Source organism: Bradyrhizobium sp. SK17, assembly GCF_002831585.1.
In the GTDB taxonomy this organism is placed as follows: Bacteria; Pseudomonadota; Alphaproteobacteria; order Rhizobiales; family Xanthobacteraceae; genus Bradyrhizobium.
The window spans coordinates 6,876,124-6,896,681 of record NZ_CP025113.1 but is presented as its reverse complement, the minus strand read 5'-3'; the positions used below and the strand labels follow the sequence as shown (position 1 = coordinate 6,896,681).

Sequence of the window (20,558 nt, the reverse complement as noted above, 5' to 3'; positions counted from 1 at the left end):
CGTTGATCATGATGTCGGGCGCGCCGTCCGTGAGCGTTTGTCGTGAGTCTCTGCGAGCATCGTCGTGACAGAAGATGGAGTCCATTGATGCGCAAACTGATCTTCACGCTTGCCGCGTGGCTGGCGCTTACGCCAGTCTTTGCAGCTCAGACCAACTGGACCAACACCTGCACGACGTGGCATTTCAATCCAAACAATGTCCGCGATCCGACCATCGTGTTCAACAATACGAGCTTGCCGAATTGGGGCGTGTGCCCAGGATATGACGGCACGCCCTATGAATTTCATCCATGCAACTTCGCGCCCAACACGACGCCGGCGACTTGTTCGGACGGAACAGGTCCGAAGGATGCCTGCGCGAACACATGGACACAAATCCCGCTCTGGCCGCAGTTCAACATTCCCGCCACAGCGAAGGAAGTCATCCTGACCGGCAACTCCTACATCACTGGTCCAAACCAGTGGACCGCGACGGTCTACGCATGGTTTCGCGCACCAGGTTCGACATGGGCGCTTTCACCGATCTTCGATGGCGGCTACATGTCGACGTTGGTCGTCCATGCGCCGGTCGGTCTGGTGAACGGTGTTCCGAACATTGAGATGGCGTGGAGAGCCGAGGGCGCGACACTCGCGCCAGCACCAAATCCCGATACCGTCGCGCTGGTGATGATTCTGTCGGGATGGTGTGAATAAGAAAGCAGCACGAGACCGACGTAGTTTCGCTCGCCTCGGAACTGCCAGTGATGCCCATTTGGCATCATCGACAGGATTGGCTCCGGGCGGGCGAACTGGCTCCAAAAGCCGTAGGGGCGACCCGCAGCAAATTAGCCCGCGTTGGCCTTCAGGCCGGCGGCCTCGATGCCGGCCACGGCGCAGATCTCGTCATTGTCCGACGTGTCGCCGCTGACGCCGACGGCGCCGAGCAGGGTGGTGCCGTCCATGATCAGCACGCCGCCGGGGACCGGCACCAGCCGGCCCTGCGCCAGCGTGTTCACGGAATCGATGAAGTAGGCCTGCTCCTGCGCGCGCTGGAACAGCGCCCGCGAGCCCATGCCCAGCGCCAGCGCGCCATAGGCCTTGCCATGGGCGATCTCGGCCCGCATCAGGCTGGTGCCGTCCTGCGCCACCGTCACCTTCACGGCGCCGCGGGCATCGAGGATGGTGACGACCAGCGGCTTGAATTTCTTCTCGACCCCCTTGGCCAGCGCGGCATCCAGAATCTTGCGGGCGGTGTCGAGGGTGAGATCAGCCATGGGCCTGTTCCTTTGTCGGCAATGATTGGTCGGATTTCGATGTCGCACGTTTCAGGCTCATCGCCAATACGCTGGCGACGTGCAGCGGCGCGCGCCCGCTGCCGTCCTTGATCTGGTGCCGGCACGAGGTGCCGTCCGCCACGATCAACGTGTCCTGATCGGCGCTCCTGACCGCCGGCAGGAGCGACAGCTCGGCCATCTCGATCGAGGCCTGATAGGTGTCCGCGCCATAGCCGAAGGCGCCGGCCATGCCGCAGCAGCTCGACTCGATGGTCGTGACGTCGAGGCCGGGCACCAGCCGCAGCACCTTCTCCACCGGCTTGAACGCGCCGAACGATTTCTGGTGGCAATGGCCGTGCACGACGGCCTTGCCGGCGAGCTTGCCGAGCGGCAAGGCGAGGCGTCCGGCCTCGGCCTCCCGCACCAGGAATTCCTCGAACAGCAAAGCGTGTGCGCTGACGGTCTTTGCTGCGTCGTCTGAACGCAGCGACAGCAGTTCGTCCCGCAAGGTCAGCAGGCAGCTCGGCTCGAGCCCGATGATCGGCACGCCGCGCGCCGCGAACGGCGCGTAGGTCGCAACCAGCCGACCGAGCTCCGCGCGGGCCTGATCGACCAAGCCGGCCGACAGGAAGGTCCGCCCGCAGCAGGGTGGCCGGCCGCCGTCCGACGGTTGCGGCAGGTGCACGCGATAGCCGCCGACGACCAGCACCTCGATCGCTGCGTCGAGATTTTCCCGCTCGTAGCCGCGGTTGAAGGTGTCGGCGAACAGCACCACCTCGCGGCCGTCGGGCGGACCCAGCGCATCGGCCTCGGGGCGGAACGTATCGCTGCGAAACGCCGGCAGCGCGCGTTTGGCGCTGATGCCCGCGAACTTCTCGAACAGCGCACGCAGCCAAGGGCTGCCGTTGCGCCAGTTCGCGACCGGCGCGAAACGCGAGGCGAGATCGAGGTAGCGCGGCAGATAGCCGACCAGCCGGTCGCGCAACGACAGGCCATGCGTCGCGGCCCGCACTGCGAGCACCTCGATCTTCATCTTGGCCATGTCGACGCCGGTCGGGCATTCGTGACGGCACGCCTTGCACGACACGCAAAGCTTCAGCGTGTCCATCATCTCGTCGGAGGCCAGCGCGTCGGGGCCGAGCTGGCCGGAGATCGCAAGCCGCAGCGTGTTGGCGCGGCCGCGGGTGACGTCCTTCTCGTTGCGGGTAGCACGATAAGACGGGCACATCACGCCGCCTTCGAGCTTGCGGCAGGCGCCGTTGTTGTTGCACATCTCGACCGCGCCCTGGAAGCCGCCGCCGGCGCCGGGATAGGCCGACCAGTCCAGCGCGGTCTTCAATTCAGCGACGCGATAGTCCGGCGAATAGCGAAACAGCGAGCGGTCATCCATCTTGGGCGGATCGACGATCTTGCCCGGGTTGAGCGTGCTGCCGGGGTCGAAGCGCTGCTTGACCTCGCGGAAATCGGCAACGATGCGCTGCCCGAACATGCTCTCGTGGAATTCCGAGCGCACCAGGCCGTCGCCATGCTCGCCGGAATGCGAGCCCTTGTATTCGCGCACCATCGCGAAGGCTTCCTCGGCAATGGCGCGCATCGCCTTGACGTCCTTCTCGAGCTTGAGATTGAGCACCGGGCGCACATGCAGGCAGCCTTCGGAGGCGTGGGCATACATCGTGCCGCGGGTGCCGTGTTTGGCGAACACGGCATTGAGCCGTTCGGTGTAGTCGGCGAGATGCGGCAGCGGCACCGCGCAATCCTCGACGAACGAGACCGGCTTGCCCTCCTGCTTCATCGACATCATGACGTTGAGCCCGGCGGCACGGAAATCGGCAATGCCGGATTGCAGCGCCGGTTCGACGATTTCGACCACGCCGCCCCATTTGCGCTGCGGCTTGTCCCAGCCGAAGCCGAGGTCGCCCATCAGCTCGCCGAGCTGCTTGAGGCGGACGAGATTGTCGGCCTGGTCCTCCTCGGCGAATTCGACCACCAGGATCGCGTCCGGATCGCCGCGCACCGCGGCCGCGATGATCGGCTGGAACATCGCGATCTCGCGCCCCAACGCGATCATGGTGCGATCGACCAACTCGACGGCGATGGGCCGCAGCTTGACCAGATGCTGGGCCGCGTCCATCGCCTCGTAGAAGCTGCCGAAATGGCAGACGCCGAGCGCCTTGTTGCGGATCACCGGCCACAGCTTGAGCTCGACCTGCGTCGTGAAGGCCAGCGTGCCTTCCGAGCCGACCAGCAGATGCGCCATGTTGTTCGGCGCATTGCGCGGCACCAGCGCATCGAGGTTGTAGCCGCCGACCCGGCGCTGCACCTTGGGGAATTTGTCCGCGATCTCGGCCGCCTCGCGTTCGCCGAGATCGAGCATGTCGCGGAACAGCTTCAGTCCGCTGTCGGCAACCTCGATGCCGCCGAGGTCGCGCGGCACCTCGCCGAACTGCAGCAGAGTGCCGTCGGCCAGCGCCGCATCCATCGCCAGCGTGTTGTCGCGCATGGTGCCGTAGCGCAGCGAGCGGCCGCCGCATGAATTGTTGCCGGCCATGCCGCCGATCGTTGCGCGCGATGCGGTCGAGACGTCGACCGGAAACCACAGGCCGTGTTTCCTGAGTTGCCGGTTGAGATCGTCGAGCACGATGCCGGGCTCGACCACGCAGGAGCGGTTCTCGACGTCGAGCGAGATGATCTTGTTCAGATGCTTGGACAGGTCGACCACGATGCCGTCATTGACGGTCTGGCCGCATTGCGAGGTGCCGCCGCCACGCGGCGTCACGATCCGCCCGGCGTCGCGGACGATCGCAAGCGTTCGCAGCGCCTCGTCGACGGTGCGGGGCACCACCACGCCGGCCGGCATGATCTGGTAGAACGAGGCATCGGTCGCGTAGCGGCCCCGGTTGAAGGCGTCGAAAAACACGTCGCCGGTCAGTTCGGACCGCAGGAGCTGTTCGAGCGAGGAGGCGTTCTTCATCCCGGATCCGCTGTGATCCACGGCACAACCAACATCGGCCGTGAATTATTCATTCGATTGAGGTCCGAATTACATTATGAATACAAAATGAGCAAGGCTGCGCGCGAGGCTAGCGGTCGTGAGGCGCGGCCTCAGGGGTGCCATCCTGCTCCTCCGCAAGATGCTCGATGGCGGCGCTTCGCTTGTTGCGCAGGTGCTGGAACAGGATGTCGGCCAGTTCGTTCCCGGCGCGGCGGCGCAGCGCATCGAGGATCGCCTCGTGCTCCCGCATCGCCTCGGCCCAGCGCTGCCGCTTGCGGGCGAAATTGGCGGAGTAGCGGACGCGGCGGATCCGGCCGGCGAAATTGGCATAGGCCGTCTTGAGGGTGTCGTTGCGTGCGGCCGCGACGATGCTCTCGTGGATCTGTTGGTTGACCTGGAAATAGCCGTGCATGTCGCGGTGCAGATAGTGGCCGTACATCTCGTAGTGCAGCCGCTCGATCGCGGTGATTTCCTCGTCCGTGATGGCCTCGCAGGCCAGCCGGCCGGCGAGGCCCTCCAGCCCGGCCATCACGTCGAACAGTTCCGCGAGGTCGCGCTGGCTGAGCTGGCGCACCCGGGCGCCGCGATTGGGCAAGAGCTCGATCAGGCCTTCGGCGGCCAGCACCTTGAGCGCTTCACGCAGCGGCGTCCTGGAAATTCCAAGCATTTCGCAGAGCTGCCGCTCCGGAACGCGGGCGCCCTCCGCGATGTTGCCTTCAACCACATAGTCGCGAAGCCGCAGCAGGATCTCGCCGTGCAGCGAGGCTTCCTGGCGGTCGTCGCCATTGCCGGTGGCGGGCGGGGTGAACGGAACCCCGGCTTCGGGAATCGTGGATTTCATATTCAAGACAATAGTTTGCCGATTTGATTGCGTCGACGTCTTCGATCGAATACCAAATTTGGATTGAAAAGACAAAAAATGAATGCAAAATGATCCGACAGCGCGCCGGGACACGGCGATCGGGAGGTTTTCATGCATCAGGGACGCCATTTTCTCCAGATTCCGGGCCCGAGCCCGGTCCCGGATCGCGTTCTTCGCGCCATGGACATGCCGGTCATCGACCACCGTAGCGCTGAATTCGGCGAGCTCGGCCGGACGGTGCTGGAGGGCAGCGCCAAGGTCTTTCAGACCAAGGGCCCGGTGGTGATCTTCCCGTCGTCGGGGACCGGAGCCTGGGAAGCCGCAATCGTCAACACGCTGTCGCCCGGCGACAAGGTCCTGATGGTCGAGACCGGCCATTTCGCCACCCTGTGGCGTCAATTGGCCGGCCGGTTCGGGATCGAGGTCGACTTCATTCCCGGCGATTGGCGGCGCGGTGCCGACCCTGCCCTGATCGAAGCAAAGCTTGCCGCCGACACCGCGCACAGCATCAAGGCGGTGATGGTCGTTCACAACGAAACCTCGACCGGCGCCACCAGCCGCATCGCGGAGATCCGCGATGTGATCGATCGCGCCGCGCATCCGGCGCTGTTGATGGTCGACACCATCTCCTCGCTCGGCTCGGTCGATTACCGCCACGACGAATGGAAGGTCGATGTCAGCGTCAGCTGCTCGCAGAAGGGCTTCATGCTGCCGCCCGGCCTCGGCTTCAACGCGATCTCGGACAAGGCACGCGCCGCGTCGCGCAGCAACAAGATGCCGCGCTCCTATTTCGACTGGGAGGAAATGCTGAAGCCGAACGCCAACGGTTTCTTCCCCTATACGCCGGCGACGAACCTGCTGTACGGGCTGCGCGAGGCCATCGCGATGCTGCTGGAGGAGGGGCTCGACAATGTGTTCGCCCGCCACCAGCGGCTCGCAGCTGCGACGCGAGCCGCCGTCAATCAATGGGGGCTCGACGTGCTCTGCCAGGAACCCGCGGAGTTCTCGCCGGTGCTGACCGCGGTGCTGATGCCGCCCGGCCATGATGCCGATGCGTTCCGCAAGACCGTGCTCGACAATTTCAACATGTCGCTCGGCTCCGGCCTGTCGAAGGTCGCCGGCAAGGTGTTCCGCATCGGTCATCTCGGCGAGTGCAACGAGCTGACATTGCTGGGCGCGCTCACCGGCGTCGAGATGGGTCTTTCGGTGGCCGGCGTCCCGCACCGCAAGGGCGGCGTCGAGGCGGCGATGAAGCTGCTCGAGCAGCGCGACCAGCGCAATGCCTCGCCACATCTGAAGGTGGTCAGCACCTAGCTGCCACCGCATTCCGCAGGTCAACGAACTCAGAATAGACGCGGATCAGGGAAGGGGAGGATATGAGGCTTCGATTCAAGGCCACCCATGTCGTGCTGGCCATGCTGTGCGTGATGTATTTCATCACTTACGTCGACCGGGTGAACATCGGCACCGCGGCCGGCGAGATCCAGAAGGAGCTCGGCCTGTCCAACACCGAGCTCGGCCTGGTGTTCTCGGCTTTCGCCTATCCCTATCTCTTGTTCCAGGTGATCGGCGGCTGGGTCGGCGATCGCTTCGGGCCGCGCCAGACCCTGTTCTGGTGCGGCATGATCTGGGCCGCGGCGACCATCATGACCGGCTTCGTCCATGGCCTGGCGGCGTTGTTCATCGCGCGTTTCGCGCTGGGGTTCGGCGAAGGCGCGACGTTTCCAACCGCGACCCGCGCCATGCAGTACTGGACGCCCGCCAAGCGCCGCGGTTTCGCGCAAGGGTTGACCCACTCGTTCGCGCGGCTCGGCAATGCGGTGACCCCGCCGGTCGTTGCGCTCCTGATCCTCTGGCTGACCTGGCGCGGCGCATTCGTCGTGCTCGGTGTCGTCAGTCTGATCTGGGGCGTCGTGTGGGTCTGGTACTTCCGCAACGAGCCGAGGGATCACCGCTCGATCACGGAAGCTGAGCTCGCGACGCTGCCGCCGCGGCCGCAAGGCGAGCGGCCCAAGGTGCCGTGGGGACCGCTGTTGCAGCGGATGTGGCCGGTGACGCTGACCTATTTCTGCTACGGCTGGTGCCTGTGGCTCTATCTCAACTGGCTGCCGCTGTTCTTCAAGAACAACTACAGCCTCGATCTGAAGAACTCGGCGCTGTTCGCATCCGGCGTGTTTTTCGCGGGCGTCATCGGCGACAGCGTCGGCGGCGTCATCTCCGACCGCATTCTCGAACGCACGGGCAATGTGCGGCTGGCGCGGCTCAGCGTGACGGTCGTGGGCTTCGCCGGCGCGCTGCTGTCGCTGATGCCGATCCTGTTCGTGCACGACATCACGGTGGTCGCGCTCTGCCTGTCGGCCGGCTTCTTTTGTGCCGAGCTCGTGATCGGCCCGATGTGGTCGATCCCGATGGATATCGCGCCGAAATATTCCGGCACCGCGGCCGGCCTCATGAACACCGGCTCGGCCTTCGCGGCGATCGTCTCGCCGCTGGTCGCCGGCTTCGTCATCGACGCCACCGGCAACTGGTACCTGCCGTTCCTGATGTCGATGGGCCTGCTGCTGCTCGGTGGTTTCTCGGCGTTTCTGATGCACCCCGAGCGGCCGTTCGAGGAGGTGAGCGGCGGGGTGGCGTCCGGCAAGGTGGTGGCCGCCGAATGAGGGGCGTGGACCCGGCGGGAGCGCTGTCAGATATGCATGACGGCTCCCCACCGGGCCTAGGACAAAGCCTGAGAATAGTGATATGCGAGCGGCTTACCAAGACCAAGGCAAGACCGGGAAAGACGCTCATGACCGTGCACACTGGAAGGCATTTTCTGCAGATTCCGGGACCGACCAACGTGCCGGACCGGGTGCTGCGGGCGATGGACATGCCGACCATGGATCATCGCGGTGCCGAATTTGCCGAGATCGGCTTTGCCGTGATGTCGGCGATGCAGCGTGTGTTCCGCACCAAGCAGCCCGTGATCATCTACCCCTCGTCGGGGACCGGCGCCTGGGAAGCCGCGATCGTCAACACCCTGCAACCCGGCGACAAGGTGCTGATGTGCGAGACCGGCCAGTTCGCGGTTCTGTGGCACGGCATCGCCGACAAGTTCAAGCTCGACGTCGATTTCATTCCGGGTGACTGGCGCCATGGCGCCGACCTCGAGCAGATCGAGGCACGGCTCGCTGCCGACAAAGCGCACAAGATCAAGGCCGTCTGCATGGTCCATAACGAGACCTCGACCGCCTGCGTGACCTATCCGCTCAACGTGCGCAAGATCCTCGACACCCTGAAGCATCCGGCGCTGCTGATGGTCGACACCATCTCCGGCCTCGGCTCGCTCGAATATGAGCATGACGCCTGGGGCATCGACGTCTCGATCGCGGGCTCGCAGAAGGGATTGATGCTGCCGCCTGGCCTCGGCTTCAACGCCGTGTCGGAGAAGGCGCTGGCCGCGGCCAAGGCCAATCCGGGGATGCGCTCCTACTGGGACTGGCAGGAGGTCATCAACATCAACAAGGCCGGCACCTGGCCGTATACGCCCGCCACCAATCTGCTGTTCGGCCTCAGGGAGGCCGTCAAGATGCTGGAGGAGGAGGGGCTCGAGAACGTGTTCGCGCGCCACAAGCGCCACAGCGAAGCGACGCGTGCCGCGATCAAGGTCTGGGGTCTGGAGACGCAGTGCCAGGAGCAGGGCGCGCATTCGCCGGCGCTGACCGCGGTGCGCCTGCCCGATGGCCACGACGCCGACCATTTCCGCAAGGTCGTGCTGGATCATTTCGACATGTCGCTCGGCACCGGCCTCAACAAGGTCAAGGGCAAGGTGTTCCGGATCGGCCACATCGGCCACTTCAACGATCTGATGCTGATGGGCACGTTGTCGGGCGTCGAGATGGGTCTCGATCTCGCCAAGGTGCCGCATCGCAGCGGCGGCGTGCTGGCGGCGATGGAGGTCCTGAAGGGACGCGACGCCGGACAGGCGTCGAAAGTCGCTTGAGTGGCCTTGGCCTGAAAATCGAATCGTAACGAACAGAAAGAGCGAGACATGAACGCGCCCGTCACGTCGACCGAAGACCTGCTCTACTCCGTCGAGGACGGGATCGCGCGCATCACGTTCAACCGGCCGCAGGCGCGCAACGCGCTGACCTTTGCGATGTACGAGCAGATGGCGTCGATCTGCGAGAGCATCAATCAGGATCACTCCATCAAGGCGTTGATCATGACCGGTGCCGGCGACAAGGCGTTCGCCTCCGGAACCGACATCTCGCAGTTTCGCGCCTTCAAGACCGCGCAGGATGCGCTGGACTATGAAGCGCGGATCGATCGCGTGCTGGGAACGCTCGAACAGTGCCGCGTGCCCGTGATCGCGGCGATCGCCGGCGCCTGCACCGGCGGCGGCGCCGGGATCGCCGCCTGCTGCGACATCCGCATCGGCACCGAGGCGACGCGGATCGGCTTCCCGATCGCGCGCACGCTCGGCAACTGCCTCTCGATGTCCAACATCTCGCGGCTGGTGTCGCTGATCGGTCCGGCGCGCACCAAGGACCTGATCTTCAAGGCGCGCCTGGTCGAGGCACCCGAAGCGCTGTCGCTCGGGCTCCTGAACGAGGTCGTCCCCGACGTCGAGACGTTGCAGCGTCGTGCCAACGAGACCGCAAAGCTGGTCGCCGGCCACGCCCCGATCACGCTGGAGGTGACCAAGGAGGCGGTCCGCCGCATCCGCCGCACGCTGTCGCGCGAGGAAGGCGAGGACCTGATCCTGCGCGCCTATATGAGCGAGGATTTCCGCGAGGGCATGGACGCCTTCCTCAACAAGCGGGCGCCGAACTTCAAGGGCAAGTAGCGGCAGTTTCCGATCTGCTCTTCATCCCCAGCCTCAGCTGTCGTCGCCCGGCTTGACCGGGCGATCCAGTACGCCGCGGCCCATCGGCTCAACAACGACTGTCTCTGGAATACTGGATCGCCCGGTCAAGGCCGGGCGATGACACCGGTTATGTGTTTGGCATCTTGAACGGAGAACCATCCCCGTCGTCGTCTCTGATTTCGCAGGGACGACAATCTTGATGCGGTTGCAGAATCGTAGACGGGCAAAGCCACCTCATTCCAAAGTCATAGGTCGTGCGGCAGTTCGCGGCTTGAACTCACCCTTATTCTCGGCACAATGACCGCACCCGCCACCTCGCAGGTTTGCCAAGCCGAACAAATAGATAGGGAAGAAACACGTGGGACAGATTGTAAAAACCACGGCTGCAATCGCGGCCCTGCTCTTGAGCACGCCGGCGTTTGCCGGTTGGGAGCCGAGCAAGCCGGTCGAAATCGTGGTCGCGGCCGGCGCCGGCGGCGCCTCCGACCAGATGGCGCGCATGATGCAGGCGGCGATCCAGAAGAACAATCTGATGAAGCAGCCGATGGTGGTGTCGCTGAAAGGCGGCGCGTCCGGCGCGGAAGCGCTGATGTACATGAAGTCGAGCGAGGGCGATCCCAACAAGGTGCTGATCGCCTATTCGCTGATCTACATGCTGCCGCTGTCGGCCAAGATTCCCTTCAACTGGCGCGACCTCACGCCGGTGTCGGTGATCGCGCTCGACCAGTTCGTGCTGTGGGACAATGCCAGCGGTCCGAAGACCGTGAAGGAGTTCATCGACGCTGCCAAGGCCGCGAGCGCGCCGTTCAAGATGGGCGGTACCGGCTCCAAGCGCGAAGACCACGTGCTGACCGTGTTCATGGAACAGAAGACCGGCGCGAAATTCTCCTATCTGCCGTACAAGTCCGGCGGCGAGGCCGCGACCCAGCTGGTCGGCGGCCACACCGAATCCAATGTCAATAATCCCAGCGAGAACCTCGAAGTCTGGCGCGCCGGCCAGGTTCGTGCGCTCTGCGTGTTCGACAAGGAGCGCATCTCCTACAAGACCAAGGTCACCGACACGCAATCCTGGAACGACATCCCGACCTGCAAGGAACAGGGGCTGGACGTGCAGTATCTGATGCTGCGCGCGATGTTCCTGCCGGGCAAGGTCACCCAGGAGCAGCAGGCGTTCTATGTCGACCTGTTCCAGAAGGTGACACAGACGCCGGAATACAAGGACTACATGGAGAAGCAGGCGCTGAAGCCGATCTTCCTCACCGGCAAGGACATGATCGAGTTCCTCGAAGATGACGACAAGCAGAACGCCACGTTGATGAAGGAAGCGGGGTTCGTCGCGAAGTAGCGCCCGAGGCTTTGTGCACCGTCCCGCAATGACCGGCCCGATTGCTTTACCTTCGGGCCGGAATCACCTTGCAAGCGGCAGCGCCGCAGTGATTACTGCGCCGCAGTATGGCCGAACGTCCGGCAAGCCCGATCGGGCTGGGTCAACCCCTCCGGCGCCGTTGCGGTACCGCGAGGAGCGATCATGACCAAAGCCGTTCTCGGAATCATCGGCGGGTCCGGCATCTACGACCTGCCGGGCCTGGACAACGTCCGCGAGGAGGCGATCGCGAGCCCCTGGGGCGAACCATCAGCGACGCTGCGGCGTGGCGAGATGGCGGGGCTGCCGATCGTGTTCCTGCCGCGGCATGGCCCCGGCCACGCGCTGTCGCCGTCCGACATCAACTATCGCGCCAATATCGACGTGCTGAAGCGGGCAGGGGTTACCGACCTGGTCGCGCTGTCCGCCTGCGGCTCGTTCAAGGAAGACCTGCCGCCGGGCACCTTCGTGCTGGTCGATCAGTTCGTCGATCGCACCTACAAGCGCGAGAGCTCGTTCTTCGGCAAGGGCTGCGTCGCGCATGTCTCGATGGCGCATCCGGTGTCGCCGTTGCTCACGAAGCATCTCGCCGCCGCGGCCGAAGCCGAAGCCATCGCGTTCGCGCAGGGCGGCACTTATCTTTGCATGGAAGGGCCGCAATTCTCCTCGCTCGCCGAAAGCCTGACCTACAAGTCGCAGGGCTATTCGGTGATCGGCATGACCAATATGCCGGAAGCCAAGCTCGCCCGCGAGGCCGAGATCTGCTACGCCAGCGTCGCCATGGTCACCGATTTCGACTGCTGGCATCCGGCCCATGATGCGGTCACGGTGCAGGATATCATCCGCGTGCTGAATTCGAATGCCGAGAAGGCAAAGGCGCTGGTCGCGCGCCTGGCGCGGGATTTCCCGCGCGAGCACGAGCCGTGTCCGATCGGTTCGGATCGCGCGCTCGATACCGCGCTGATCACGGCCCCAGCGGCACGCGATCCGCAGTTGCTCGCCAAGCTCGATGCAGTCGCCGCACGGGTATTACGCACATGAAAGTGGACGGACGCCATTTTCGCAGCATCTGGCTCGAGCCCGACGGCTGGTCGGTCGGCGCGATCGATCAGCGCCGGCTGCCGCATGAGTTCGTCGTCGCCAGGATCGCCACCGCTGATGAGGCCGGTGAGGCGATCAGCTCGATGCTGGTCCGCGGCGCACCGCTGATCGGCGCCACCGCCGCCTACGGCATGGCGCTCGCGATGCGGTCAGATGCCTCCGACGCAGCGCTCGATCGCGCCGGCAGGATGCTGGCCGCGACCCGGCCGACCGCGATCAATCTGAGATGGGCCGTGGACGAGATGCAGCGCGCACTCGCGCCGCTCGCCGCGTCAGCCCGCACGGAGGCGGCCTATGCCCGGGCCCGCGAGATCGCCGATGAGGATGTCGAGATCAACCGCGAGATCGGCCGCCACGGTCTCGGCCTGATCGAGGCGATCGCCGCGACCAAGAAACCGGGTGAGCCGGTCACTGTGCTCACGCATTGCAATGCCGGCTGGCTTGCAACCGTCGATTGGGGGACGGCGACATCGCCGATCTACCAGGCCCATGACCGCGGCATTGCGGTCCATGTCTGGGTCGACGAGACCCGGCCGCGCAATCAGGGCGCCTCGCTGACAGCCTGGGAACTCGGACACCACGGCGTGCCGCACACTGTGATCCCGGATAACACCGGCGGCCACCTGATGCAGCATCGCATGGTGGATCTGGCGATCGTCGGCACCGATCGCGTCGCCGCCAATGGCGACGTCTGCAACAAGATCGGGACCTATCTGAAGGCACTCGCAGCGCACGACAACGGCGTGCCGTTCTATGTTGCGCTGCCGTCGCCGACCATCGATTTTCGCATCGATGACGGCATCAGGCAGATTCCGATCGAGCAGCGCGCGGCCCGCGAAGTGACGCATCTTACCGGACGGACGGCGGATGGACGAATCGAGACCATACGTGTGGTTCCGGACGGCTCGTCGGTCGCCAATTTCGGCTTCGATGTCACACCGGCGCGGCTGGTGACGGGATTGATCACCGAGCGCGGCGTGCTCGCTGCGGATCGTGCTGCACTTGCGAGCGCGTTTCCCGAGCGCGCGGATGTTAGCTGAAGGCCGCATTGACGGTGCTTGCGTCAGCGGGCTATCCCCATCGTTGCCTTCGCAACCCTGACCGTCCCATCGATGTCCAACACCGATCTTGAAATCGTCGTCGACGATCCGACCGCGCCCGCAGACGACTCGCCTGCGGTCGTCAGCACCGGCGCCGTCGACGTCGTCACCTCGCTGCTCCTGCTGGCGCTCGCATTGGTGCTCGGCTGGGACAATTGGCGCACCGGCGCATCGTGGGATTCGACCGGGCCGCAGCCGGGCTATTTTCCGTTCTATCTTTCGGTGATCCTCGGCGCCGCCAGCCTCTATGGCCTGGGCGCCGCCTTCGTCTCGCGCCGCGAGGCCGCGCAGACCTTCGTCACCCGCGCGCAACTTCGCCGGGTGATGGCGGTGTTCGTGCCGACCTTCCTGTTCTGCCTCGCCACGCAATATCTCGGGCTCTATGTCGCGAGCTTCCTCTTGATCGCCGGCTTCATGCGCATCGTCGGCAGGATCGCGCTGTGGAAGTCGCTGCTTACCGCCTTCATCTTCACCGCCGTGATGTTCGTGACCTTCGACATCGCATTCGACGTCATCATGCCGAAGGGGCCGCTCGAAGCGGCCTTCGGCTACTGAGCGACCGACAGGATCTCGCGACATGGAAGCCTTCGGTCTCCTGCTGCACGGCTTTGCCGTCCTGCTGACCTGGAAGACGATGCTGCTGATGATGGTGGGCCTCGTGCTCGGCATCTTCGTCGGCGTGCTGCCCGGGCTCGGTGGTCCCAACGGCGTCGCGATCCTGCTGCCCTTGACGTTCACGATGGACCCGACATCGGCCATCGTGATGCTGTCCTGCATCTACTGGGGCGCGCTGTTCGGCGGCGCCATCACCTCGATCCTGTTCAACATCCCCGGCGAGGCGTGGTCGGTCGCGACCACGTTCGACGGCTATCCGATGGCGCAGCAGGGCAAGGCGGCGGAAGCGCTCACCGCGGCGTTCACCTCGTCGTTCATCGGCTCGCTGGTCGCGGTGCTGTTGATCACCTTCCTGGCGCCGATGATCTCGTCGTTCGCGCTGAAGTTCGGCCCGCCGGAATTCTTCGCCGTCTACCTCCTGACGTTCTGCTCTTTCGTCGGGCTCGGCCGCGAAGCCAAGCACAAGACGGTCATCTCGATGTCGCTCGGGCTTTTGCTCGCCGGCGTCGGCATGGATACGGTGTCCGGACAGCTGCGCATGACCTTCGGCTCCGCGGAACTGTTGCGCGGCATCAACTTCCTCGTCGCCGTGATCGGCCTGTTCGGCATCAGCGAGATCCTGCTCACGATGGAGGAGCGCTTGGCGCTGCGCGGGCACGCCGCCGGCATCTCCCTGCGGGTCGTGCTTTCGGTATGGAAGGACCTGCCGAAATACTGGGTGACCCTGTTGCGCTCGTCGGTGATCGGCTGCTGGCTCGGCATCACGCCGGGCGGTGCGATCGCCGCCTCCTTCATGGGCTACAACCTCGCCAAGCGCTTCTCCAAGGATCAGGAGAGCTTTGGCAAGGGCCGCATCGAGGGCGTGTTCGCGCCGGAGACCGCGGCCCATGCCTCGGGCACCTCGGCGCTGCTGCCGATGCTCGCGCTTGGCATCCCCGGCTCGGGGACTGCGGCGATCCTGCTCGGCGGGCTGATGGTGTGGGGCCTCAACCCCGGGCCGCTGCTGTTCGTCGAGCACAAGGATTTCGTCTGGGGCCTGATCGCCTCGATGTATCTCGGCAATGTCGTCGGCCTCGTGCTGGTGCTGACCACCGTGCCGATCTTCGCCTCGATCCTGCGGGTGCCGTTCGCGGCCGTCGCGCCGATGATCGTGGTGTCCTGCGCGATCGGCGCCTATGCGATCCAGAATGCGATGTTCGACATCTGGTTGATGCTGGGCTTCGGCGTCGTCGGTTACGTCTTCAAGAAGATTGGCATCCCGCTCGCGCCATTCACGCTGGCGCTGGTGCTCGGCAGCCGCGCCGAGGATGCGTTCCGGCTCTCGATGATCGGGTCCGGCGGCGACATGAAGGTGTTCTGGTCGAACGGCCTCGTCGGCACCATCACGACGCTGGCGATCGTGCTGCTGTTCTGGCCGGTGATCGACAAGGCGATCACAGGCCTCGGACGCATGGTGCGGCCGGCGCGGGCGTAGCCGCGGTTTGGGCTCGGACGAGTCTCGAATCGATGGACTGGTGGTTTGGTACCGTCAAACCACCTTGCGCTGCCGAAGCTCGGCGATCTCGTCCGTGCCGAAGCCGAACTCGGTCAGAACCTCCTCGGTCTGCTCGCCGAATTCCGGCGGCCGCGCCGCCATCTTGCTTGGCGTCCGCGAGAGCGTCACCGGCTGGCTGACCAGCTGGATATGCCGGTTCTCGTCATTGGGCACGTGCTGGGCCATGCCGAGATGCTTGACCTGGGCATCCTCGAACATCTGGTCGATCGCGTAGATCGGTCCGCACGGCACGCCGGCGGCGTTCAATTCCTGCACCCAGGTCTCGGTCGATTTCTTCTCGGTCAGCGCGTTGATCCGCGCATTCAGCGCGTCGCGGTTCTTCGAGCGCGCCGGCGCCGTGGCGTAGTCGGGATCGGTGATCAGGTCGGGCGCGCCGATCGCCTGGGCACAGCGCTCCCAGATCCGGCCGCCTGTGGTGGCGATGTTGATGTAGCCGTCGGAGGTCTTGAACACGCCGGTCGGGATCGAGGTCGGGTGGTTGTTGCCAGCCTGCTTGGCGACTTCCTTCTCCATCAGCCAGCGCGCCGCCTGGAAATCCAGCATGAAGATCTGCGCCTGTAGCAGCGAGGTCTGCACCCACTGGCCCTGGCCTGAGACGTCGCGCTCGAGCAGCGCGGTGAGGATGCCGATCGCGCAGAACAGGCCCGCAGTCAGGTCGGCCACGGGGATGCCGACCCGCATCGGTCCTTCGCCGGGGGCGCCGGTCACCGACATCAGGCCGCCCATGCCTTGGGCGATCTGATCGAAGCCTGGGCGCTTGTGATAGGGGCCGTCCTGGCCGAACCCGGAGATGCTGCCATAGACGATCTTCGGATTGATTGCGCGGATGCTCTCATAGTCGATGCCGAGCTTGGCCTTGACGTCCGGCCGGAAGTTTTCGACGACGACGTCGGCCTGCTCGGCCAGCCGCTTGAACACCTCGAGCCCCTTGGGGTCTTTCAGGTTCAGCGTCATGGCCCGCTTGTTGCGGTGCAGGTTCTGGAAGTCGGACCCGCCGCGGGGGCCGCCCGGCTGCTCGCCGCCGCCGTCTTCCAGCAGCGCATCGATCTTGATGACATTGGCGCCCCAGTCTGCGAGCTGGCGCACGCAGGTCGGCCCCGACCGGACCCGGGTCAGATCCAGCACGGTGAAACGGTACAGGGCTTGGGATGCGCGGGGGAAGGGCATTGAGACACCTCTTGCTTGGCGGGCCGCTCTGGGGGCTTCGGCCACTCTGCCTTAGACAATTTGGCAGGTCTTTCCAACTGTTACCCGGACGACAGCGCGGACCGGAAACGAACCGTCATGGTTCCCCGAGAGATCGGCTACTGCTTTTGTGTGATTTGCGCCCGACCCACGCCTGTTAGCCGGTCCGCGCCGCCCGCCCACCCTCGACAATCACCCTGCCGGCTGCTAGCCGGTCCCCGTGCCGGGGTTTGCCTTATGCAAGAGGCACTTGAGGCGTATCGAGGCGATGGACCAAAAGCGGGCATGGCGGTGAAGAAGGGTCCATCCCATCTGCTCGGCAACTCGGCATGGAACGCGACCGCCTTTGCGGTTGCGGTGCTGCTCAATCTCGCGATCCTGCCATTCGTGATTTTCCGCCTTGGCCTCGCTGCCTTCGGTGTTGCCGGCCTCGTCACGGCCTGTGTCGCTCCGGCGCTGATGTTCAGCAACGCACTTGGCCTTTCGACCGCGCGTGAGCTTGCACAAAGACTTGAACCGACCGATCGCGACGCGGCGCGGCGGTTCTTCGCGACCGCCCTAGCGCTCGCTATCGTTGGCGGCTGTGTGATCGCGGCACTGCTTGCCTTTGCCGGCGCGCCGCTCGCGCGATTGGGATTTCACCTCGGCGGTCCCGCGGGCGACGATCTCGGGCTTGCCTTCGCGCTGGCCGGCACCGGCTGGCTGTGCCAGTGCCTGTTCGCGGTCTTCCAGTCGCTGTTCACCGCACGTCAGGATTATCGGCGGATCGCCGCGATCAGCATCGCCGGCACGGTGGTGACGACGATGTCGATGCTGCTGCTGATCCCGCACGCGCCGCGCGCCTCGACCTTCCTCGGCTGTCAGGCTCTGGGCTTTGCGACGAATCTGCTGATGGCCTTCGCCTGGTCACAGCTCGCCATCAGCGATTGGCTGGCGCGGCCGGCGCTCGATCAAGGCGCGCTGCGGGCATTGGTCACGCTCGGCGGCTGGCAGGTCGCCGCGCAGAGCGGCGCGTTGTTCGCCGGCCAGGCGGACCGCTATCTGCTCGGCGCGCTGTTGCAGCCGCAATTCGTCGGTTTCTACAGTGTCGCGCAGCGGCTGGAAGAGGCGGTCTATATCGGCGTGCTGAAGATCGGCGAGATCTTGTTTCCGTTCTTCAGCACACTGCAAAACGAGGATGACGAACGCAGGGTCGACCTGCTGCTGCGCTCGTCCTGGATTCTCAACGTGCTCGCCGCGAGCGCGCTCGGCGGTCTGATCCCGGTCGCCGGCGCATTGCTGTATCGATGGACCGGCGCCGAAGTCGCCGCCGAGGCGCAGCAGGTGCTGGTGGTGCTTGCGATCAGCGGGATATTGGGATCGAGCGCCAACGTGTTTGCGTACTATCTTCTGTCGCAGGGGCGCTCCAGCTCCAACGCGCTGATCTCGCTGGTCACGGGCATTTTCACGCTCGCGACCAGCGCCATCGCGCTGCCGGTCTTCGGCTGGCAGGCCGCCGGCTGGAGCTCCTGTGTCGGGATGGTCGCCCAGATGGTGATCACGGTGCTGCTGCTGCGGCGAACCTTCAGGCTGTCCGGGATGTGGTCAAGGATGTTGCATTTTGTCGTGATCCCGCTGGCTACCGGGATTGCCATTGCGCTGGCGCTGCGCTCTCAGCTTGGTCACACCGCATTCGACCACGCGCCGTCATGGTGGTATGTGGTGTCGCTCTACGGCGTATCGGCGGCGGTGATCTTCGTCGCAGCCGTCGCGGCGTCGCAACTCGGTCCGTATCGCGCCGTCTGCTGGCGCGATCTGCGCATCATCATCAGTCGCTTCTTGCCCTTCAAGGCCGTGTAGACATGTGTGGTATCGCAGGCATCGTCAATCTGCGCGGCGCCCCGGTGGAGCCGGCTGACATCTCGCGGCTCACCAGCCTGATCGCGCATCGCGGTCCGTTCGGCGAGGGCACCTGGTTCAACGCCAAGCGGAACGTCGCCTTCGGCCATCGTCGGCTCGCCATCATCGATCCCGGCGAAGGCGGCTATCAGCCGATGGCGTCAGGCGATGGCCGCCATGTGATCGTCTACAATGGCGAGATCTATAACTTCCTCGAACTGCGGCGCGAGCTCGAGGCGAAGGGCGCGGTGTTCCGCAGCCAGTCCGATACGGAGGTGATCCTTGCCGCCTGGCGGGCCTGGGGCGAAGACATGCTGCTGCGCTTCAACGGCATGTGGGCACTGGCGATCTACGATACGACGACGGACGAGCTGTTCCTTGCCCGCGATCGCTTCGGCATCAAGCCGCTGCTGTATGCGCTATCGTCCGAGCGGTTCGTGTTTGCGTCCGAGCAGCGAGCGCTGGCGCGGAGCGGACTGATCGAGGCGTCGCTCGACATCGACGTGGCGCGGCGGCTGTTGCTTGACCCGTTCGGAATCGAGGGCAGCGAGCGGACGTTGTATTCGCAGCTTCGTCGCCTGCAAGGCGGCCACTGCATGTGGTTGCGGCAGGGACGCGTGCAGGTCCGCCGCTGGTGGCGGACCGTGGACCATCTGCCCGATGTCCCGGGCACCGAAGCCGAGCGCGTCGAGCGCTTTCGCGACCTGTTCCAGGATTCCGTTGCGTTGCGGATGCGCAGTGACGTTCCGATCGGGACCTGCCTGTCCGGCGGCTTCGACTCATCCGCGGTGATCTGCGCCATGGCAACCCATGAGAAGGCCGGCATGGGCCCGCGCGACTCGACCGCCTGGCGGCACGCCTTTGTCGCGACCTTTCCCGGCGCCAGCAATGACGAGCGGCCGATGGCGGAGGAAGCGGCCGCCTGGGCCAAGGTGGCGCCGAGCTTCCTGGCGATCGGGCGCTCCGATGCGCTCACCGACCTCGACCGCATCCTCGACGACAATGACGACGTCTATATCGGGCTGCCGAGCGCACCATGGCTGATCTATCGCGAGCTGCGGCGCCAGAATGTCACCGTGTCGCTCGATGGCCATGGCGCGGACGAATTGATGGGCGCTTACTTTCAGGAAGGAAAGTCGGCCGCGTTCCGGATCCGCAACGCTGCGGCTGCGCTGATGTCGCGATCGCAACTAGCGCAGCGCGGCATCGACTTCTTGCGGGCGCAGATGATCAGCCGCCAGGGCCACTATTTCCTGCGAGGAGGCCTGACTGCGATCCCTGCGGCGTTGCCGCTGGTCGCCGAGAACGATCGACTGCCGGATACGTGGGGTGCTCTGAACCGACGTCTCTACCGCATGTTCCACTCGACCACGCTGCCCACCATTCTGCGCAATTTCGACCGGCTCTCGATGGCGCATGGGATCGAGGTCCGCATGCCGTTCATGGACTGGCGGTTGGTGACCTATACGATGGCGCTGCCGGAAGCGAGCAAGTCGGCCGATGGCATGACCAAGGTGATTGCGCGTCAGGCGATGGCGAACCTGATGCCTGAGAGTATCCGCACCGCGCGCCGCAAGGTCGGCTTCAACTCGCCGATGCCGGAATGGCTGAATGGACCGTTGTCCGGTTGGACCGCGGCGCTGCTCGATCGGAAAGTCCCGGCATTTGCCGAGTTCGTCGACGAAGCGCCGCTCCGAAAGGTGGTTAGCCACCTGACGGCAACGCAGCGCTGGGATTGGGAATCCGTTGGCCGGATCTGGCCATACCTGAACATGAAATGGCTGTTGGCAAGGTCCGCGTAAGCA

General features: G+C 64.9%; 16 protein-coding genes. 12 read left to right on the top strand and 4 right to left on the bottom strand.

The annotated features are described in order from the left end of the window. Positions 1 to 87 precede the first annotated feature (87 nt). Positions 88 to 693 (top strand): hypothetical protein, encoded by a 606-nt coding sequence (locus tag CWS35_RS31985; RefSeq protein ID WP_024582725.1) that lies wholly within the window; start codon positions 88 to 90, stop codon positions 691 to 693. Between the two features lie 131 nt (positions 694 to 824). Here the strand turns inward: CWS35_RS31985 and CWS35_RS31980 are convergent, their stop codons facing one another. The 3 genes from CWS35_RS31980 to CWS35_RS31970 all read right to left on the bottom strand — a co-directional run bounded on the left by CWS35_RS31980 (position 825) and on the right by CWS35_RS31970 (position 5,086). After that, positions 825 to 1,253, bottom strand: coding sequence for a heme-binding protein (locus tag CWS35_RS31980; RefSeq protein WP_024582726.1), 429 nt, complete (start codon positions 1,251 to 1,253; stop codon positions 825 to 827). Next, complete coding sequence (locus CWS35_RS31975) at positions 1,246 to 4,224, bottom strand: FAD-binding and (Fe-S)-binding domain-containing protein (protein ID WP_024582727.1); 2,979 nt, start codon at positions 4,222 to 4,224, stop codon at positions 1,246 to 1,248. The genes CWS35_RS31980 and CWS35_RS31975 overlap by 8 nt, the downstream gene beginning before the upstream one ends. Positions 4,225 to 4,333: 109 nt before the next feature. Continuing rightward, positions 4,334 to 5,086, bottom strand: a complete 753-nt coding sequence (locus tag CWS35_RS31970) for a GntR family transcriptional regulator (protein ID WP_024582728.1) — start codon at positions 5,084 to 5,086, stop codon at positions 4,334 to 4,336. A 132-nt stretch (positions 5,087 to 5,218) separates the two neighbouring features. Here CWS35_RS31970 and CWS35_RS31965 point away from each other — a divergent pair, with 132 nt between their 5' ends. The 9 genes from CWS35_RS31965 (at position 5,219) to CWS35_RS31925 (ending at position 15,609) form a co-directional block, all read left to right on the top strand. Continuing rightward, positions 5,219 to 6,421 carry an alanine--glyoxylate aminotransferase family protein gene (locus CWS35_RS31965; protein ID WP_024582729.1) on the top strand — a complete coding sequence of 401 codons (1,203 nt, stop codon included), beginning with the start codon at positions 5,219 to 5,221 and terminating at the stop codon, positions 6,419 to 6,421. A 62-nt stretch (positions 6,422 to 6,483) separates the two neighbouring features. Continuing rightward, positions 6,484 to 7,767: an MFS transporter gene (locus CWS35_RS31960; protein WP_024582730.1), complete on the top strand. Its 1,284-nt coding sequence runs from the start codon at positions 6,484 to 6,486 to the stop codon at positions 7,765 to 7,767. 128 nt (positions 7,768 to 7,895) lie between these two features. Continuing rightward, positions 7,896 to 9,089 carry an alanine--glyoxylate aminotransferase family protein gene (locus CWS35_RS31955; RefSeq protein ID WP_024582731.1) on the top strand — a complete coding sequence of 398 codons (1,194 nt, stop codon included), beginning with the start codon at positions 7,896 to 7,898 and terminating at the stop codon, positions 9,087 to 9,089. A 48-nt stretch (positions 9,090 to 9,137) separates the two neighbouring features. Next, positions 9,138 to 9,935, top strand: coding sequence for an enoyl-CoA hydratase/isomerase family protein (locus CWS35_RS31950; protein WP_024582732.1), 798 nt, complete (start codon positions 9,138 to 9,140; stop codon positions 9,933 to 9,935). Positions 9,936 to 10,323: 388 nt separating this feature from the next. Further along, positions 10,324 to 11,301 (top strand): Bug family tripartite tricarboxylate transporter substrate binding protein, encoded by a 978-nt coding sequence (locus CWS35_RS31945; RefSeq protein WP_371412390.1) that lies wholly within the window; start codon positions 10,324 to 10,326, stop codon positions 11,299 to 11,301. Between the two features lie 183 nt (positions 11,302 to 11,484). Further along, a complete protein-coding gene (locus CWS35_RS31940; RefSeq protein WP_024582734.1) occupies positions 11,485 to 12,360 on the top strand; it encodes an S-methyl-5'-thioadenosine phosphorylase in 876 nt (291 codons plus the stop codon). Beyond that, positions 12,357 to 13,460, top strand: a complete 1,104-nt coding sequence (gene mtnA / locus CWS35_RS31935; RefSeq protein ID WP_024582735.1) for an S-methyl-5-thioribose-1-phosphate isomerase — start codon at positions 12,357 to 12,359, stop codon at positions 13,458 to 13,460. The genes CWS35_RS31940 and mtnA overlap by 4 nt, the downstream gene beginning before the upstream one ends. Before the next feature lie 72 nt (positions 13,461 to 13,532). Then, positions 13,533 to 14,075 (top strand): tripartite tricarboxylate transporter TctB family protein, encoded by a 543-nt coding sequence (locus CWS35_RS31930; RefSeq protein ID WP_024582736.1) that lies wholly within the window; start codon positions 13,533 to 13,535, stop codon positions 14,073 to 14,075. 22 nt (positions 14,076 to 14,097) lie between these two features. Then, positions 14,098 to 15,609 (top strand): tripartite tricarboxylate transporter permease, encoded by a 1,512-nt coding sequence (locus tag CWS35_RS31925; protein ID WP_024582737.1) that lies wholly within the window; start codon positions 14,098 to 14,100, stop codon positions 15,607 to 15,609. A 54-nt stretch (positions 15,610 to 15,663) separates the two neighbouring features. On the opposite strand, the gene CWS35_RS31920 is transcribed toward CWS35_RS31925, so the two are convergent. Further along, positions 15,664 to 16,857 carry a CaiB/BaiF CoA-transferase family protein gene (locus tag CWS35_RS31920; RefSeq protein WP_024582738.1) on the bottom strand — a complete coding sequence of 398 codons (1,194 nt, stop codon included), beginning with the start codon at positions 16,855 to 16,857 and terminating at the stop codon, positions 15,664 to 15,666. A gap of 303 nt (positions 16,858 to 17,160) precedes the next feature. Here CWS35_RS31920 and CWS35_RS31915 point away from each other — a divergent pair, with 303 nt between their 5' ends. Further along, a complete protein-coding gene (locus tag CWS35_RS31915; RefSeq protein WP_100955359.1) occupies positions 17,161 to 18,714 on the top strand; it encodes a lipopolysaccharide biosynthesis protein in 1,554 nt (517 codons plus the stop codon). A 2-nt stretch (positions 18,715 to 18,716) separates the two neighbouring features. Continuing rightward, positions 18,717 to 20,555 (top strand): asparagine synthase (glutamine-hydrolyzing), encoded by a 1,839-nt coding sequence (asnB, locus tag CWS35_RS31910; RefSeq protein WP_100955358.1) that lies wholly within the window; start codon positions 18,717 to 18,719, stop codon positions 20,553 to 20,555. The last annotated feature ends 3 nt before the right edge of the window (positions 20,556 to 20,558 follow it).

Coding starts and splice junctions, on each gene's coding strand:
- CWS35_RS31950 (WP_024582732.1), top strand. CDS start 9,138: ATGAACGCGCCCGTCACGTCGACCGAAGACCTGCTCTACTCCGTCGAG.
- CWS35_RS31980 (WP_024582726.1), bottom strand. CDS start 1,253: ATGGCTGATCTCACCCTCGACACCGCCCGCAAGATTCTGGATGCCGCG.
- CWS35_RS31915 (WP_100955359.1), top strand. CDS start 17,161: ATGGCGGTGAAGAAGGGTCCATCCCATCTGCTCGGCAACTCGGCATGG.
- CWS35_RS31930 (WP_024582736.1), top strand. CDS start 13,533: ATGTCCAACACCGATCTTGAAATCGTCGTCGACGATCCGACCGCGCCC.
- CWS35_RS31975 (WP_024582727.1), bottom strand. CDS start 4,224: ATGAAGAACGCCTCCTCGCTCGAACAGCTCCTGCGGTCCGAACTGACC.
- CWS35_RS31920 (WP_024582738.1), bottom strand. CDS start 16,857: ATGCCCTTCCCCCGCGCATCCCAAGCCCTGTACCGTTTCACCGTGCTG.
- mtnA (WP_024582735.1), top strand. CDS start 12,357: ATGAAAGTGGACGGACGCCATTTTCGCAGCATCTGGCTCGAGCCCGAC.
- CWS35_RS31960 (WP_024582730.1), top strand. CDS start 6,484: ATGAGGCTTCGATTCAAGGCCACCCATGTCGTGCTGGCCATGCTGTGC.
- CWS35_RS31965 (WP_024582729.1), top strand. CDS start 5,219: ATGCATCAGGGACGCCATTTTCTCCAGATTCCGGGCCCGAGCCCGGTC.
- CWS35_RS31970 (WP_024582728.1), bottom strand. CDS start 5,086: ATGAAATCCACGATTCCCGAAGCCGGGGTTCCGTTCACCCCGCCCGCC.
- CWS35_RS31985 (WP_024582725.1), top strand. CDS start 88: ATGCGCAAACTGATCTTCACGCTTGCCGCGTGGCTGGCGCTTACGCCA.
- CWS35_RS31955 (WP_024582731.1), top strand. CDS start 7,896: ATGACCGTGCACACTGGAAGGCATTTTCTGCAGATTCCGGGACCGACC.
- CWS35_RS31925 (WP_024582737.1), top strand. CDS start 14,098: ATGGAAGCCTTCGGTCTCCTGCTGCACGGCTTTGCCGTCCTGCTGACC.
- asnB (WP_100955358.1), top strand. CDS start 18,717: ATGTGTGGTATCGCAGGCATCGTCAATCTGCGCGGCGCCCCGGTGGAG.
- CWS35_RS31940 (WP_024582734.1), top strand. CDS start 11,485: ATGACCAAAGCCGTTCTCGGAATCATCGGCGGGTCCGGCATCTACGAC.